Annotated in this window: 16 protein-coding genes; 11 read left to right on the top strand and 5 right to left on the bottom strand. The window is 67.8% G+C overall.

Annotated elements, in window-relative coordinates; genetic code table 11:
* Nucleotides 1-111 precede the first annotated feature (111 nt).
* Complete coding sequence (rapA, locus tag ACZ5BH_RS09260; protein ID WP_464888971.1) at nucleotides 112-3069, bottom strand: RNA polymerase-associated protein RapA; 2958 nt, start codon at nucleotides 3067-3069, stop codon at nucleotides 112-114.
* 68 nt (nucleotides 3070-3137) lie between these two features.
* Between rapA and ACZ5BH_RS09265 the strand changes: the two genes are divergently transcribed.
* The 8 genes from ACZ5BH_RS09265 (at nucleotide 3138) to ACZ5BH_RS09300 (ending at nucleotide 9748) form a co-directional block, all read left to right on the top strand.
* Nucleotides 3138-3542: a gamma-glutamylcyclotransferase family protein gene (locus ACZ5BH_RS09265; RefSeq protein WP_464888972.1), complete on the top strand. Its 405-nt coding sequence runs from the start codon at nucleotides 3138-3140 to the stop codon at nucleotides 3540-3542.
* Between the two features lie 343 nt (nucleotides 3543-3885).
* Nucleotides 3886-5076 carry a YeeE/YedE family protein gene (locus ACZ5BH_RS09270; protein ID WP_464888973.1) on the top strand — a complete coding sequence of 397 codons (1191 nt, stop codon included), beginning with the start codon at nucleotides 3886-3888 and terminating at the stop codon, nucleotides 5074-5076.
* Between the two features lie 5 nt (nucleotides 5077-5081).
* Nucleotides 5082-5462: a hypothetical protein gene (locus ACZ5BH_RS09275; RefSeq protein WP_464888974.1), complete on the top strand. Its 381-nt coding sequence runs from the start codon at nucleotides 5082-5084 to the stop codon at nucleotides 5460-5462.
* The gene (locus ACZ5BH_RS09280; protein WP_464888975.1) at nucleotides 5462-6127 is read left to right on the top strand and encodes a DUF6969 family protein; all 666 of its coding nucleotides are present in this window, start codon (nucleotides 5462-5464) and stop codon (nucleotides 6125-6127) included. The genes ACZ5BH_RS09275 and ACZ5BH_RS09280 overlap by 1 nt, the downstream gene beginning before the upstream one ends.
* A gap of 1 nt (nucleotide 6128) precedes the next feature.
* Nucleotides 6129-7103: a sulfurtransferase gene (locus ACZ5BH_RS09285; protein ID WP_464888976.1), complete on the top strand. Its 975-nt coding sequence runs from the start codon at nucleotides 6129-6131 to the stop codon at nucleotides 7101-7103.
* 88 nt (nucleotides 7104-7191) lie between these two features.
* Nucleotides 7192-8547 (top strand): TrpB-like pyridoxal phosphate-dependent enzyme, encoded by a 1356-nt coding sequence (locus tag ACZ5BH_RS09290; RefSeq protein ID WP_464888977.1) that lies wholly within the window; start codon nucleotides 7192-7194, stop codon nucleotides 8545-8547.
* Between the two features lie 183 nt (nucleotides 8548-8730).
* Nucleotides 8731-8970: a hypothetical protein gene (locus tag ACZ5BH_RS09295; RefSeq protein ID WP_464888978.1), complete on the top strand. Its 240-nt coding sequence runs from the start codon at nucleotides 8731-8733 to the stop codon at nucleotides 8968-8970.
* Between the two features lie 10 nt (nucleotides 8971-8980).
* Nucleotides 8981-9748, top strand: coding sequence for a methyltransferase domain-containing protein (locus tag ACZ5BH_RS09300; protein ID WP_464888979.1), 768 nt, complete (start codon nucleotides 8981-8983; stop codon nucleotides 9746-9748).
* A 218-nt stretch (nucleotides 9749-9966) separates the two neighbouring features.
* On the opposite strand, the gene ACZ5BH_RS09305 is transcribed toward ACZ5BH_RS09300, so the two are convergent.
* A complete protein-coding gene (locus ACZ5BH_RS09305; RefSeq protein ID WP_464888980.1) occupies nucleotides 9967-10581 on the bottom strand; it encodes a uracil-DNA glycosylase family protein in 615 nt (204 codons plus the stop codon).
* 190 nt (nucleotides 10582-10771) lie between these two features.
* Here ACZ5BH_RS09305 and ACZ5BH_RS09310 point away from each other — a divergent pair, with 190 nt between their 5' ends.
* Together ACZ5BH_RS09310 and ACZ5BH_RS09315 are read left to right on the top strand one after the other, a co-directional pair.
* Complete coding sequence (locus tag ACZ5BH_RS09310) at nucleotides 10772-11023, top strand: FmdB family zinc ribbon protein (RefSeq protein WP_464888981.1); 252 nt, start codon at nucleotides 10772-10774, stop codon at nucleotides 11021-11023.
* Nucleotides 11024-11035: 12 nt separating this feature from the next.
* Nucleotides 11036-11509, top strand: a complete 474-nt coding sequence (locus ACZ5BH_RS09315; RefSeq protein WP_464888982.1) for a GIY-YIG nuclease family protein — start codon at nucleotides 11036-11038, stop codon at nucleotides 11507-11509.
* Between the two features lie 15 nt (nucleotides 11510-11524).
* Here the strand turns inward: ACZ5BH_RS09315 and ACZ5BH_RS09320 are convergent, their stop codons facing one another.
* From ACZ5BH_RS09320 to ACZ5BH_RS09330, 3 genes are all read right to left on the bottom strand, one after another.
* Entirely contained in the window at nucleotides 11525-12010 is a 486-nt protein-coding gene (locus ACZ5BH_RS09320) for an FKBP-type peptidyl-prolyl cis-trans isomerase (protein ID WP_464888983.1), read from the bottom strand.
* 207 nt (nucleotides 12011-12217) lie between these two features.
* A complete protein-coding gene (gene ppk2, locus ACZ5BH_RS09325; RefSeq protein WP_464888984.1) occupies nucleotides 12218-13120 on the bottom strand; it encodes a polyphosphate kinase 2 in 903 nt (300 codons plus the stop codon).
* Nucleotides 13121-13302: 182 nt separating this feature from the next.
* Complete coding sequence (locus ACZ5BH_RS09330; RefSeq protein ID WP_464888985.1) at nucleotides 13303-13497, bottom strand: DUF6316 family protein; 195 nt, start codon at nucleotides 13495-13497, stop codon at nucleotides 13303-13305.
* 172 nt (nucleotides 13498-13669) lie between these two features.
* On the opposite strand from ACZ5BH_RS09330, the gene ACZ5BH_RS09335 reads away from it, so the two are divergent.
* Complete coding sequence (locus ACZ5BH_RS09335) at nucleotides 13670-14053, top strand: DUF6394 family protein (protein ID WP_464888986.1); 384 nt, start codon at nucleotides 13670-13672, stop codon at nucleotides 14051-14053.
* The last annotated feature ends 43 nt before the right edge of the window (nucleotides 14054-14096 follow it).

Raw genomic sequence — 14096 nt, forward strand, 5'->3', positions numbered from 1 at the left:
AGCAGGCAACCTGGCAAGGCCACTACGGCAGGGCGGCTCAGGCGGAGCGGGGCCGCCATGTTGCGCTGATGCGCCTTTCGCCGGCTCCGCGGCGCTTGCGCCGGCCCAGGATCACGCTGCCAGGATCACCCGCACCGCGTCCAGTTGCACGTGGGCCCGGTCCAGGGCCTGGCGCAGGGCGTCGCGGCGCCGGACCAGTTCCCGGATCTCCTCGTCGCGCACGTTGGGATTGACCTTCTGCAACTGCCGCAGGCGGTCGATCTCCTCGCCCAGTTCTCCTTCCATGCGCTCGCGCGCGGCGTCCACGCTCGCCGGAAGGCGTTCCGTGGCGAAGCGTTCGGCACGTTCGAACAGGTCCCGCAAGCGGGCCTGATAGCCGGCGATGATCTGCCGCACGGTGTCACGGCCGAGGTTGGCGGGCAGGCCCTGGAGCTGCGCTTCGGACCACTGGCCCAGGCAGTCGCGGCCCTCGCTGTCGAGCAGCACGGGGATGACATGCGGCGGCAGGAAGCGGAACACCTGCAGGGCGGGCGGCGCCAGGCATTCCACCCGGTAGAGGCATTCGAGCAGCAGGCTGCCGGTGGCCAGGCCGGGCAGCCGGCACAGGCTCAGGGCGGTGTTGCCCCGTTCGCTTTCCAGCAGCAGGTCGAGGGCGCCGGTGACCATGGGATGCTCCCAGGTGATGAACAGCCGATCCTCGTGCACGAGCGCGGCATGGCGGTCGAAACAGAGGGTGGCGCCGTCCTCGCCCAGCTCCGGGAAACGGTGCACCTGCATGTGGTCGCCGGGGCGCAGGATCAGATTGTCGCGGGAATGTTCCTCCACCTCCACGCCGAAGGCGTCGGCCAGGCGCACCAGATAGTCCGCAAGCCGGGGATCGGCGTCCTGGGCGCGGATCGTCTCGACCAGCGGCCTGGCCACTTCCGGCCGGTAGGCGTTCAGCTCCAGCAGGCGGTCGCGGCCTTCCTTCAGTTCGCGATCGAGGCGCTCGAACACCGGGCGGGTGGCGTCCAGCAGCCGCGCGATGGCCTCGGCGCGGGGATGAGGCTGGCTGCGCAGGGTTTCGAGTTCCGCGTGCAGCGCGGCATGCACGCCAGGGCCGGCGGGGCAGGTGTGCAGGAAGGCGTCCAGCCCTTCGTGATACCAGCGGAACTGCACCGCCTGGGCCGAGTCCTGCAGCCAGGGCACGTGGATGCGGATGGTCTCCTTCTGGCCGATCCGGTCGAGCCGGCCGATGCGCTGCTCCAGCAGATCGGGATGATCGGGCAGGTCGAACAGCACCAGGTGATGGGCGAACTGGAAGTTGCGCCCCTCGCTGCCGATCTCGGAGCAGATCAGCGCCTGGGCGCCTTCTTCCAGGTCGGCGAACCAGGCGGCGGCGCGATCCCGTTCCAGCAGCGTCATGCCTTCGTGGAAGGCGGCCACCCGCAGCCCTTCGCGCTGGCGCAACACCTGTTCGAGATCGACGGCGGTCTGCGCGTCGGCGCAGATCACCAGCACTTTTTCGCCGCGCAGGGCACGCAGGGTCTGCAGCAGCCAGCCGACACGGGGATCGATGCGCCACCACGGCCGGCTGCCGGCGAGCGCCGGCGTCTCGAGTGTCTGCAGGGTGCGGTAGATCGCCTCCGGCGTGAGCAGCAGCCGGTGCCAGGGGCGCTGCCGCTGCGCGGCGAATCGTTCGCGGGCTTCGCCGGTGGCGAGCACGGCGAAAATGGCGTCGTACTCGGCCGGCCAGGGCAGGGGCGTGGGACGGAGTTCCCGCAGGGGGAAGCCCTTCACGTGATCGCGGGTGTTGCGGAACAGCACGCGGCCGGTGCCATGGCGATCCAGCAGACGCTGCAGGAGGCGGTCGCGGGCGTCGTCGCGGGTGTCCACGTCCACGTTGGCGTCGGCCACCGTGTCGAGCCAGGCCAGGGCTTCCGGATCGTCGCGGAAGGTGGCCTGCAGGGTGTCGCGGGCCGCGGCGGGCAGCACCGGCTCGTCGAGCAGGGCCGCGGCGGCGCGGGCCACGGGGCGGTAGCGGCGTTCCTCGGCCAGGAAGGCGTCGAGATCGTGGAAGCGGTGGGGATCGAGCAGGCGCAGCCGGGCGAAATGGCCCGCGGCGCCGAGCTGTTCGGGCGTGGCGGTCAGCAGCAGCACGCCGGGCGTGCGCTTGGCCAGCCCTTCCACGAAACGATAGGCCTCGCTGGGGGCCTCGGGTGTCCATTCCAGATGATGGGCCTCGTCCACCACGATCATGTCCCATTCGCTGGCCAGGGCCGGTTCGCGCCAGTCCTGCGGGCCGAGGAACAGGCCGAGGCTGGCGAGCACCAGCTGTTCGCTCTGAAAGGGGTTGCCGCCGTCCGAGGCCAGGGCTTCACAGCGTGCCGCGTCGAACAGGGCGAAGCGCAGATGGAAACGATGGCGCATCTCCACCAGCCACTGGTGGATGAGCGCGTCCGGCACCAGGATCAGGGCCCGCTGCACGCGGCCGCCGAGAATCAGGCGGTGCAGGATCAGGCCCGCCTCGATGGTCTTGCCCAGGCCCACCTCGTCGGCCAGCAGCACCCGCGGCAGGGGACGGTCGGCCACTTCGTGGGCGATGTAGAGCTGGTGGGGAAGGAGATCGACGCGGGCTCCGGCCAGCCCCCATGCCGGCGAAGGCAGCAGGCGAGCCCGGGCTTCGCGGCCTTCGCGCCGCAGGCGGTACCAGTGCTCGCTGTCGATCTGCCCGGCCAGCAGACGATCCCGCGGGCGATCGAGGCGCAGGTGGTCGTCCAGCGCCGTTTCCGCGGCGCGCCGGGGCGTTCCTTCGTCCGTGCGGCCGGCGTAGATCAGCAGGCCGTTTTCCTCGTCCACCGTCTCCACGACGAGCGTGGTGCCGTCGCGCAGGGTGATGCGATCGCCCGGGGCGAAACGCAGGCGGTGCAGGGGCGGGGCGGGCAGGGCGTAGGTGCGGCGGGTGTCGCTGGCGGGAAAGGCCACCGTTACCCGCCGGGGCGAGATGTCCTCGATCACGCCCAGACCCAGTTCCGGTTCGGCGTCGGAGAGTACCCGCTGGCCGGGCTGGTAGGCGGTGGAATCGGTCATGGCGGCATGTGTGGCAGGTGGAACAGGGCGCGTAGTGTACCAGTCGTGCCCTCTGGCATACTGGCGGCATGGCGGATCTGTTCGTCTATGGCACCCTGATGACCCCGGCGGTGATGCGCGCCGTGATCGGCCGCGTGCCGCCGCACGCGCCGGCGGTGCTGCCCGGTTATCGCCGTTACGGCCTGCGCGGCCGGGTCTATCCGGTGGTGGTGCCCGAGCGGGGCGCAAGCGTGGCGGGGGTGTTGTACACGGGGCTCTCTCCCCGGGAACTGGCCCGCCTCGATCGCTACGAGGACGCTTTCTACCGCCGCGTCGAAGTGACGGTGCGGGACGCGGCGGGACGCGAACGGCGAGCCTGGTGCTACGTGCTGCGGCCCCGCTCCAGGGTGCGCCTGGCCAACCGGCCCTGGCAGCATGAACGCTTCGTGCGCTCTGCGTTGCAGAACTATCTGGCCCGCCTGCGGCGACGGTGACGCTCGCCCTTGAAGTCGCGGTTGCCATGCCCTACTCTGGCTCACTAAGCCAAACGGTAACAAAGCCTCATTCAGCGGGTCTCTGGATGGTCAGGCGCAAGGCGCCGTGGCGCCGGCAGGGTCATTCCCTGTCAAGCCGCGGCAACGCCGCGAATGGCCATCCAGAGGCCCGCCCGAAGGGAGCGAACCTGATGCGCCGGCTCGGCGTTGCGACCCTTGGAAAGGGTTGGACCATTCCCGGCGGGTCGCGCCTTGATCCGGCGCATCAGGTTCGCTCTGAATGAGGCTTTGTTACCGTTTGGCTTAGTAGTCCTGTCGAGAATACCAACAACAGGGGAACCCCATGGCACAGGCGATCCCGGCCCCGCGCACGGAATATCCGGTGGCGTTGCTGACCAGCCTCGGCATCCTCGCCCTGGCCCTGTTCCTGCAGGCCACCGTGGCCACCCGGCATGCCCTGCTGTTCCTGATCGCCGTGGGGCTCGGCGTCACCCTGCTGCATGCCGCCTTCGGCTTCTCCAGCGTCTGGCGCAACTTCATTCGCCGGCGCGAGAGCGTGGGCCTGCGCGCGCAACTGCTGCTGTTCATGGTGACCACCGCCATCTTCTTCCCCGTCATCGATCACGCCTTCCCCGGCCTGCAGGCCGGTAGCGCCATGGGGCCGGTGGGCGTGTCGGTCCTGGTGGGGGCCTTCCTGTTCGGCATCGGCATGGAGCTGGGCGCCGGTTGCGGCTCGGGCACCCTGTTCACGGTGGGGCAGGGCCATGTGAACATGCTCATCACCCTGGCCTTCTTCATCGTCGGCTCGCTGATCGGCACCGCCCATCTGCCCTGGTGGACCACCCTGCCCAACATCGGCCGGGTGTCGGTGATTCAGGAACTGGGCGGCTGGCTGCCGGCCGCGGCGATCCAGATCGCGGTGCTGGCCGGCCTGTTCTGGATCGTGCGCAGTCTCGAGTGGCGCCGTCACGGCCGCCTCAAGCCGCTCACCCTGTCCGATGAGCGGCCCTTCAGCGAGCGGCTCATCTTCGGGCCCTGGTCCTGGGCCTGGGGCGTGGCGGGGCTGGCGATCCTCAGCTTTCTGGTGCTGATCGTGGCCGGTTATCCCTGGTCCATCACCTTCGCCTTCGGCCTGTGGGGTGCCAAGATCTTCACGGCGCTGGGGGGCGACGTGAGCACCTGGACCTACTGGAGCGCCGGTTACCCCGCCCGGGCGCTGCAGCGGCCGGTGCTGGCCGACGTCACCTCGGTGATGGACTTCGGCATCATCCTCGGCGCCATGCTCGCCGCGGCCCTGGCCGGCAAGTTCGCCCCCGCCAAGCGGATCGACTGGCGCCTGGTGGCTGCTTCCGTCGTCGGCGGCCTGCTGCTCGGCTATGGCGCCCGGCTGGCCTTCGGCTGCAACATCGGCGGCATGTTCGCCGGTATCGCCTCGGGCAGCCTGCACGGCTGGCTGTGGATGCTGGCCGGTTTCGCCGGGACCTGGGTGGGCGTGCGCATCCGGATCTGGACCGGGCTGGACAAACCCTACTGAACGCCATGGCCAAACTCGAACACAAGCAGAGCGCCCTCGTGATGGGCACCGCCATCAGCCTCGCGGCCCTGGCCGTGGCCATCGACTACACCCGCCATCCCCTGCCCGCGCCGACCGCACCCGCCGCCCAGCATGCCCCGGCCGGCGAGACGGCGGCCCCCTGCGGCCAGGGCAATCCCTGCAGCCTGGGCGAGACGCCTTGCGGACTGGAAGGGGGTTCGCCCTGTGATCTTTCGCCCTGTGGCATGGGCGGCGAACCCCCCTGCGGCCTTGGGACCGAAGCGCCCTGTGGCCTGGGGACGGAAGCCCCCTGCGGCCTGGGCGGCGAAGCGCCCTGCGGGCTGGGCACGGAACCGGCCAGCGAAGCGCCCTGCGGATTGGGCTGATGGATCCGGCCCGCGCCCTGCTGGCCGATCTGCAGGCGCTGGGCGAGCAGCGCACCAATCCGGTGCTGCCCCTGCTGGGCGAGCCGCCGCGCATCGTGCGGGGCGTGCGCTATCCCCGTCGGGCGCTGCGTTTCGGCGAGTGCGGTTTGCGGGCCTACTATCACAGCCACGCCGATCCCTGGCGGCGTGACGACGAACACGGCCATTTCCACCTGTTCCTGCCGGCCGGGAGCGAGTGGTCGCATCTGGCGGCGCTGTCCATCGACGGGGAGGGCCAGCCGCGGGCCTGGTTCACCGTCAACCGCTGGGTCACGGCCGGGCCGTGGCGGGCGCCGTCCGAACTGCTGACCGCGCTCGACCGGTTTCTGGCCTGCGCCGGGGAGGCACAAGGCCTCTCGCTCACCGAGCGCTGGCTGACCCACATGCTGGGCCTGTGGCGGCCGCAACTGCCGGCCCTGCTCGAAGCGCGGGATGCTTGTCTGGCCGAACGGGGCGCAGGCCGGCCGCAGGAGACGGTCTGGCAGGATCGGAACATCTACACGCTGTCGCGCCAGCCGGTGGATCTGCTGGCCACGCTGGCCGAACGGCTCGGGCTCGACGGCGGCGAAACCCCATCGGGAGCGGACGCGCCGTCGCGCTCCCCCTCAATCGCTAAGGAGGTGTGACATGAAATACCGCACAGGATGGTTGCTGACCCTGTTGCTGCTGCCGTGGCTGGCCGTGGCGAAAACCGTACCCGGCCCGCTGGTGGATGCGGCCTGGCTTGCGGCCAACCGCGACAAGGTGGTGGTGCTCGACGTGCGCGTCAATCCGCGCAGTTTCACCCAGCCGCCCCGTTACATGAAGGATCGCAAGAGCGGCAAGCGGGTGCTGGTGCAGGCCAACGGCCGCATCCCCGGTGCCCTGTGGATCGATTACAAGAAGATCCGCGGCACCCGGATCGTGGACGGCCGCAAGGTGGAGAAGATGATCCTCGACAAGGCCGCCTTCGAGAAGATCATGCGGTCCTTCGGCGTGCCGAAGGGCAAGCCGCTGGTCATTACCTCCCGCGGCCAGCACAACGGCGACATGACCATGGCCACCCGTCTCTACTGGCAGCTCAAGTACTACGGCACCGACGACATGGCCATCCTCGACGGCGGGCTGGCGGCCTGGATCGCCGCCGGCAACGAGGTCGAGACCAGCATGCCCCGGGCGACGAAGGGCGACTGGGTGGCCACCGCCGAGCGCAAGGAAATCTTCGCCTCCTCGGCCGACGTGGCCAGGGCGGTAAAAGGCGGCAGCGCCCAGCTCGTGGACAACCGGCCCCTGCCCCAGTATCTGGGCGTCTATCGCAAATCCTACGTGTATGCCGAGGGCCACATCCCCGGCGCCCGGATCTACAGCAACGACATCATGACCCAGCCCCGCCTGCCGGCGAAGTTCCTGCCGGTGGCCGATCTGAAACAACTGGCCAGGGGGCTGGGCCTCGATCCCGGCAAGCCCACCATCACCTACTGCAACAGCGGCCACCTGGCTTCCGGGGGCTGGTTCATCTGGCACGAGCTGTTCGGCAACAAGCACACGAAGCTCTACGACGGCTCCATGCACGAATGGACCCTGGAAAAACGCCCCACCCGCAAATACGAACTCGAAAAATGACGGGGGCGACAAGGATGGCGGGCTCAAGCCCGCCATCGTCCTCGCCCCTCGTCCCTCGTCACTCGCAACTCAAACAAGGGGGAGTCTGATGTCCCGAACCAAGATCCTGCTCGACGAGCGCGACATTCCCACCCACTGGTACAACGTGGTGGCCGACATGCCCAATCCGCCGGCGCCGCCCCTGGGCCCCGACGGGCAGCCCATCGGCCCGGACGCCTTGGCGGCCATCTTTCCCGAGGCCCTCATCGAGCAGGAAGTCTCGGCGGAACGCTGGATTCCCATTCCCGAGGAAGTGCGGGAAATCTACCGGTTGTGGCGGCCCTCGCCGCTGTACCGGGCTCATCGCCTGGAGCAGGCGCTCGGCACCCCGGCGCGGATCTATTACAAGTACGAAGGCGTGAGCCCGGCCGGTTCCCACAAGCCCAATACCGCCGTGGCCCAGGCCTACTACAACCGCGAGGCCGGCATCCGCCGCCTCACTACCGAGACCGGCGCCGGCCAGTGGGGCTCCTCGCTGGCCCTGGTGGGCGAGATGTTCGGCATCGAGGTGCGGGTGTACATGGTGAAGGTGAGCTACGAGCAGAAGCCCTTCCGCCGCTCCATGATGCAGACCTGGGGCGCCGAGGTGCTGGCCAGCCCCACCGATCAGACCGAGGCCGGCCGCAAGATCCTCGCCGAAGATCCCGACTCGCCCGGCTCGCTCGGCATCGCCATCTCCGAGGCGGTGGAGGAGGCTGCCTCCCGGGACGACACCAACTACTCCCTCGGCTCGGTGCTCAACCACGTGCTCCTGCACCAGACCGTCATCGGCCAGGAAGCCAAGAAGCAGTTCGAGATGGTGGACGACTATCCCGACGTGATCTTCGCCCCCTGCGGTGGCGGCTCCAACTTCGGCGGCGTGGCCTTTCCCTTCTTCGCCGACAAGGCCGCCGGCAAGGACGTGCGCCTGGTGGCGGTGGAGCCCACTTCCTGCCCGACCCTCACCCGCGGCCACTACGCCTACGACTTCGGCGACACCATCGGCCTGACTCCGCTGCTGAAGATGTACACCCTCGGCCACGATTTCGTCCCGCCCGGCATCCACGCCGGCGGTCTGCGCTATCACGGCGACTCGGCCCTGGTCTCCCAGCTCTATCACGAAGGCCTCATCGAGGCGGTGGCCGTGCACCAGTTGCCCACCTTCGAGGCCGGCGTGCAGTTCGCCCGCGCCGAGGGCATCATCCCCGCGCCCGAATCCAACCACGCCATCCGCGCCTGCATCGACGAGGCGCTCAGATGCAAGGAGACGGGCGAGGCCAAGACCCTGTTCTTCAACCTCTCCGGCCACGGTCACTTCGACATGGCCTCCTACGACAAGTACTTCAGCGGCGAACTGGAAGACTTCGAATACCCCGCCGAAGCCATCGAAGCGGCCCTGCACCATTTGCCCAAGGTGGCCGGGTGATTCGTCGAGAGGGATGAAGATCCAACGCCAAGGCGCGAAGGCGCAGAGAACGCAAAGGTAATGGTTTGTGATGCGTCAGATGGCCTGTTGCGAGCCTCGTGCATGAAGTCATCGATACCCCTTTGCGCCCTTGGCGTCTTTGCGCCTTTGCGTTGAAACACCTCAACCCAGGAAATCGGCACCATGCGTGGAATCGAGATCGACCCCGACGCCCCCGTGATCGACGAGCAGTATGCCGTGGTGCACGTGCCGCGGCGCAGCCGGGACCGGGTGCCGGAAGGATCGGTGACCCTCATGGACTCGGCGGAGGCGGCCCTGGCGGCGGCGGATCCGGCCAGCAAGCGGTACGCCGCTCGGGTGGTGGGGCCTTCCCGTTCATCAGAAGGGCTGCGGCTTTACTACATCGTCGAATGGCTGGACTGAACGACCTGCCATGAGCGGCGATCGCAACTTCGACGATCTGGCCGACCGCTTCGCGCGCAACATCTACGGCACCGCCAAGGGCCGTCTGCGCCTGGCCATCGTGCAGGAGGCACTGGAGCGGATGCTGGCGGTATTGCCGGCCGGCCGCTCCCTGCGCATTCTCGACGCCGGCTGCGGGCCGGGCCACGTGGCCGGTTGGCTGGCGGGGAAGGGGCACCAACTGCTCCTGTGCGATCACTCGGCGCGGATGATCGAACAGGCACGGGAGAACCTGGCCGAGCACATGGATCGGATCCATTTCGTCCACGGCCCGTTGCAGTCGCTGAGCGCAGACGAACACGGCCGCTTCGATCTGGTACTGCTGCACGCCGTGCTCGAATGGGTGGCCGATCCCGGCACGGTGCTCGACCGGGTGCGCGATCTGCTGGCGCCGCAGGGCCGCCTCTCCCTGCTCTTCTACAACCGCGACGCCCTGGTCTGGCGCAACCTGTTGCGGGGCAACTTCCGCAAGGTGCAGCGCGAAGACTACGGCGGCCATCGCAAGAGCCTCACCCCCACCCACCCGCGCGATCCCCGCGAAGTGGAAGCCTGGCTGCACGAACGCGGCCTGCGCGTCCATGACCGCTGCGGCGTGCGCGTGATCCACGACTACCTCGATCCCGCCATCCGCGAGGCCCGAAGCTTCGACGACCTGCTGGAAATGGAGCGGATGTTCTGCCGCCGCGAACCGTTCCTGTGGCTGGGGCGGTACCTGCATCTGGATGTGACCCGGGGGTGAAAATCCAACGCAAAGGCGCGAAGAAAGTGATCGTGTAGGAGCGGCGCAAGCCGCGACCGACCCATGCAGGGCCGAGTGGCGAGGGACGAGGCCCGAGGGATAACGAGGTTGGTTGGCTTCGGTAACCTCGTCCCTCGCCACTCGTTCCTCGGCCCTGGCTTGTCGCGGCTTGCGCCGCTCCTACGTACGATTTCAAAACCCTTTGCGTTGAAACCCTGTCAATTTTCGAACGCTGCCTGCCACGCCGGATGCCGTGCGATCCGCCGCAGGGCCTTTTGCAGCAGGGTCTTGCCCGGTTCGGTGCGGTGCCAGGTGGAGGCGCCGGAGGGGTGGGGGAGGGGGATGCAGTCCATGGTGTGGCCGGCGTGTTGCACGCTGAATTCGTCGCCGATGACCTCCGTGAGTTTCTGCACGGGCAGGAAGCGGGCGATGGCCAGCTTGCCCACCGGCAGCAACAGGCGCGGCTGCAGCAGTGTGATCTCCTTCGCCAGCCACGGGGCGCAGTGGGCGATCTCCTCGGGGCTCGGCACCCGGTCGCCGCCCCGGGGGTTCTTGCCGGGGAAGCAGCGGCAGACGGCGGCCATGTACACGTGGCTGCGGAAGGCCGCCTCGTCCACCCCCAGGGTGGCGAACCAGCCGAACAGGGTCTTGCCGGCGGTCCAGGCGAAGGGGCGGTGCTCGACGATCTCCTTCGGGCCGGGGGCCTGGCCCACCAGCAGCACCGGCGAGACCACCGGCTGGCCGGTGACCGGCGGACCCTGCATGTCGGGGCAGCGGCGGCACTGGCGCAGGCGGGCCTGATGACGGGTGAGGATCTGCGGGGTGGTGGGCATGTTTCGGCTTGGGATTGGGAAAAACGTTACTATATCTCGAAATGGTTGTTCCGAATTCCCGACCAGGGGATCGTTGCGAGTACAGAGCCCTCAAGGGCGTGTCAGATGCTGCCCAATAGCCAAAGATGTTCGGGAATTCGGAACAGCCATGCAAGATTCCGATTTTCAACCTTCAGCAACAGGAGTAGTCATGCCTACCTACGATTATCGCTGCGACGCCAACGACCGCGTGGTGGAAGTCCGCCACGGCATGAACGAGGTCATCGCCACCTGGGGGGAGCTGTGCGCGCGTGCCGGCATCGAGCCGGGCGACACGCCATCCGATGCGCCGGTGCGCAAGCTGGCCACCGGCGGCCAGGTGGTCAATGCCTCCAGCCTGGGCAGCGGCAGCGCCTGTGACACGGGCGGCTGCTGTGGCGGCGGCGCCTGCGGCCTGATGTAAGGCCGACCGGCGGTGTCATCGCCCGCGCTGCCCGACTGCAGCGGCACCTACGTGCTGCTGCTCGAGTCCTGCACCTTCGACCGCCTGGAAGTGGGGCGGCTCGGCACGCTGACGCTCGAACCCGGCTGCTATCTGTACGTGGGGTCGGCCTTCGGCCCCGGCGGCATCGCCGCGCGGGTGGGGCGCCATGCCCGGCAGGACAAGCCGCGACGCTGGCACATCGATGCCCTGCGCGAACATGCGCGGCTGGTGAGCGTCTGGTATCAGTGCGGGGAGATCCACCGCGAAGCGCAGTGGGCGGAGGTGCTGGCCAACATGCGTGGCCTGTCGGTGCCGTTGCCGGGTTTCGGCGCCAGTGACGGGAAGCCGGGCGCTTCCCATCTGTTCTTCGCCCGCCGCTGTCCGACGCGGCAGGCCTTCCGGCAGGCCCTGCGCAGGGCAGGGCTGCCGGACGACGAACTGCGGGCCGTTCAGATGGAGACCTGAACGGCCCGGCCGCCCTCAGGCGTGGGCGTGGCCCTCGGGGCCGTGCACGTGACCGTGGGCGATCTCTTCCTCGGTGGCCGGGCGCACGTCCACCACCTTCACGTCGAAGTTGAGGTTCACGCCGGCCAGGGGGTGGTTGCCGTCCACGGTGATGGTGTCGTCCTCGACGCCGACCACGGTGACCACGATGGTCTCGCCCTGGGGCGATTCGGCGTGGAACTGCATGCCCACCTCGGGGGTGGTGCCTTCCTCGAACATCTCGCGGGGCACGGCCTGCACCATGGCATCGTTGCGCTCGCCGTAGCCCTCGGCGGGGCTGACGCTCACGTTGAGCTCGTCACCGGCGCTCTTGCCGGCCAGGGCCTTCTCGAGGCCGGGAATGATGTTGAAGGCGCCGTGCAGATAGGCGAATTTGCCGTCGGTGGAGCTGTCGATGACGTTGCCTTCGTCGTCCTTCAGGGTGTAGTCGATGGTGACCACGGCGTTGTCTGCGATTTGCATAAAGATAAATCCTTGATTGAACTTGGGAAATGAGTGGGGTTGGATGATGGATGAAGCGGGCCGTTCGACCCTCGGCAGGGCAGAAGGATGTCCTGATTCCCCGCAAGCATAGCAGCTTTTTGCGATCGGCGTGCGGATTCTGCTGCCCCGTGCCCACCTTGCCGCCCGCCCTCCCGAGGGGCTGGCCGCGGTCCATGGTGATTCCCTTCACACCGTCGGCGCGTCGTGGAAGGGCCTTTCGTCTTCCTCGTAGAGATCGGCGGGGCGGCCCACGATCAGCGGATCGGGCGCGGTCACCACGCTGTCGTCCTTGTTGGCATAGGGCAGGTTGTTCAGCACGTGCAGCATGGCATTGAGGCGGGCCCGTTTCTTGTCGTCCGACTTGATCACCGTCCACGGCGCGTCGGCGGTGTCGGTGTAGAAGAACATGGACTCCTTGGCCCGGGTGTAGTCGTCCCACTTGTCCAGCGAGGCCATGTCGATGGGGCTGAGCTTCCACTGCTTGAGGGGATCCTTGCGCCGTTTCTGGAAGCGGCGGAACTGCTCCTCGCGGCTCACCGAGAACCACAGCTTGAACAGGTGGATGCCGCTGCGCACCAGCATCCGCTCCAGTTCCGGGGCCTGGCGCATGAACTCCAGGTATTCGGCCGGCGTGCAGAACCCCATGACCTTCTCTACCCCGGCCCGGTTGTACCATGACCGGTCGAACAGGACGATCTCGCCGGCGGTGGGCAGGTTGTTGATGTAACGCTGGAAGTACCACTGGCCCCGTTCCACCTCGGTGGGTTTCTCCAGGGCCACCACCCGCGCGCCGCGGGGATTGAGATGCTCCATGAAACGCTTGATGGTGCCGCCCTTGCCGGCCGCGTCACGGCCCTCGAACAGGATGACGATCCGCTGGCCGGTGTCCTTCACCCAGTTTTGCAGCTTGAGCAGCTCGATCTGCAGCGCCTTCTTGCGCGCTTCGTATTCCTTCACCGACATCTTCTTCTTGTACGGATAGGCCCCGTGGCGAAAGATGTCCTTGCGCGAGAGGCGCTTGTGCTTGCGCCCGGCGGCCGGCGGCGCGGCCAGGGCGAGTTCGGGGGAGTCGGGCTGGGAGTCGGCCATGGCAGGAACCCTGGATTGATGACGACAAGATTCAAGTATGCGGCATCCCCGCGGCCATGGTCATTGATGGTCATCAATGACCATCCCGGCGGATCCGTTCCGCGCGCGATGGTTACCTGTCGTATCGGCAGGGTCGGCCGAAAACTGAAGGATTCTCCCCGGCGGCGACCACCGGGGCAGGGCTACTGCCAGTGCCGTTCCACCTGGCGAACGTTCTCGATGTACATGGCCAGGGCCGATTCGGCCTCCCGACGAGTGGGGAAGGGGCCCTGGTCGAGGGCCTCGCGGGTGGCGAAATACCAGGCGGAGCCCACGTTGAAGAAGCGGCCGGAGCGGAAGGGCACGGGACCGCTTTCCCCTTGGCGATTGACTTCCATGAGCGGATCCTCCCATCTCGGGTTACACCCATGGATATAGTGTGTTCCCGGAGGGTTGTCAAAGCCGGGCAGCCATCCGGGCGACGGATGGCAGGAAAACGGGGGCTCAGCGGCAGAAACCGGAAATCATGCTATATTTTCGCGGACATTCGCCGGCCATCGGGAGAGGGGCATGAATCTGGAAAAGGTCATCTTCGCGTTCTTCATCGTCCTGGCGCTGACCCTCAACTTCGGTTTCTTCCTCGGTGACATCGCCAACCCCGTCCACCACAACGTCTACGAGCTGTACGCGGCCATCGTGGTGAGCCTGATCGCCACCGTGCTCAAGTTCGGCGATCGCACCCACATCGGGGCGGTGCTGCTGGCCACCTCCCTGGTGGCGGATCTGCAGCTCATCGCCGCGGCCGTGGTCTGGGGCATCGTGGAGAACATGACCGAGGCCGGCATGACCCCCCACGCCATGGCCGCCATCGTCTCCCTCTCCGGCGGGGCGGTGCTGGCCAACGTGACCTCGGTGGTGCTGCTGGTCACCGAGACGGTGATGGTCCGGCGATAAAAAGACATTCCCGATTTCGCTTGTTCGTGATTCGTTAGCACAG

This window comes from Thioprofundum lithotrophicum, assembly GCF_055387065.1.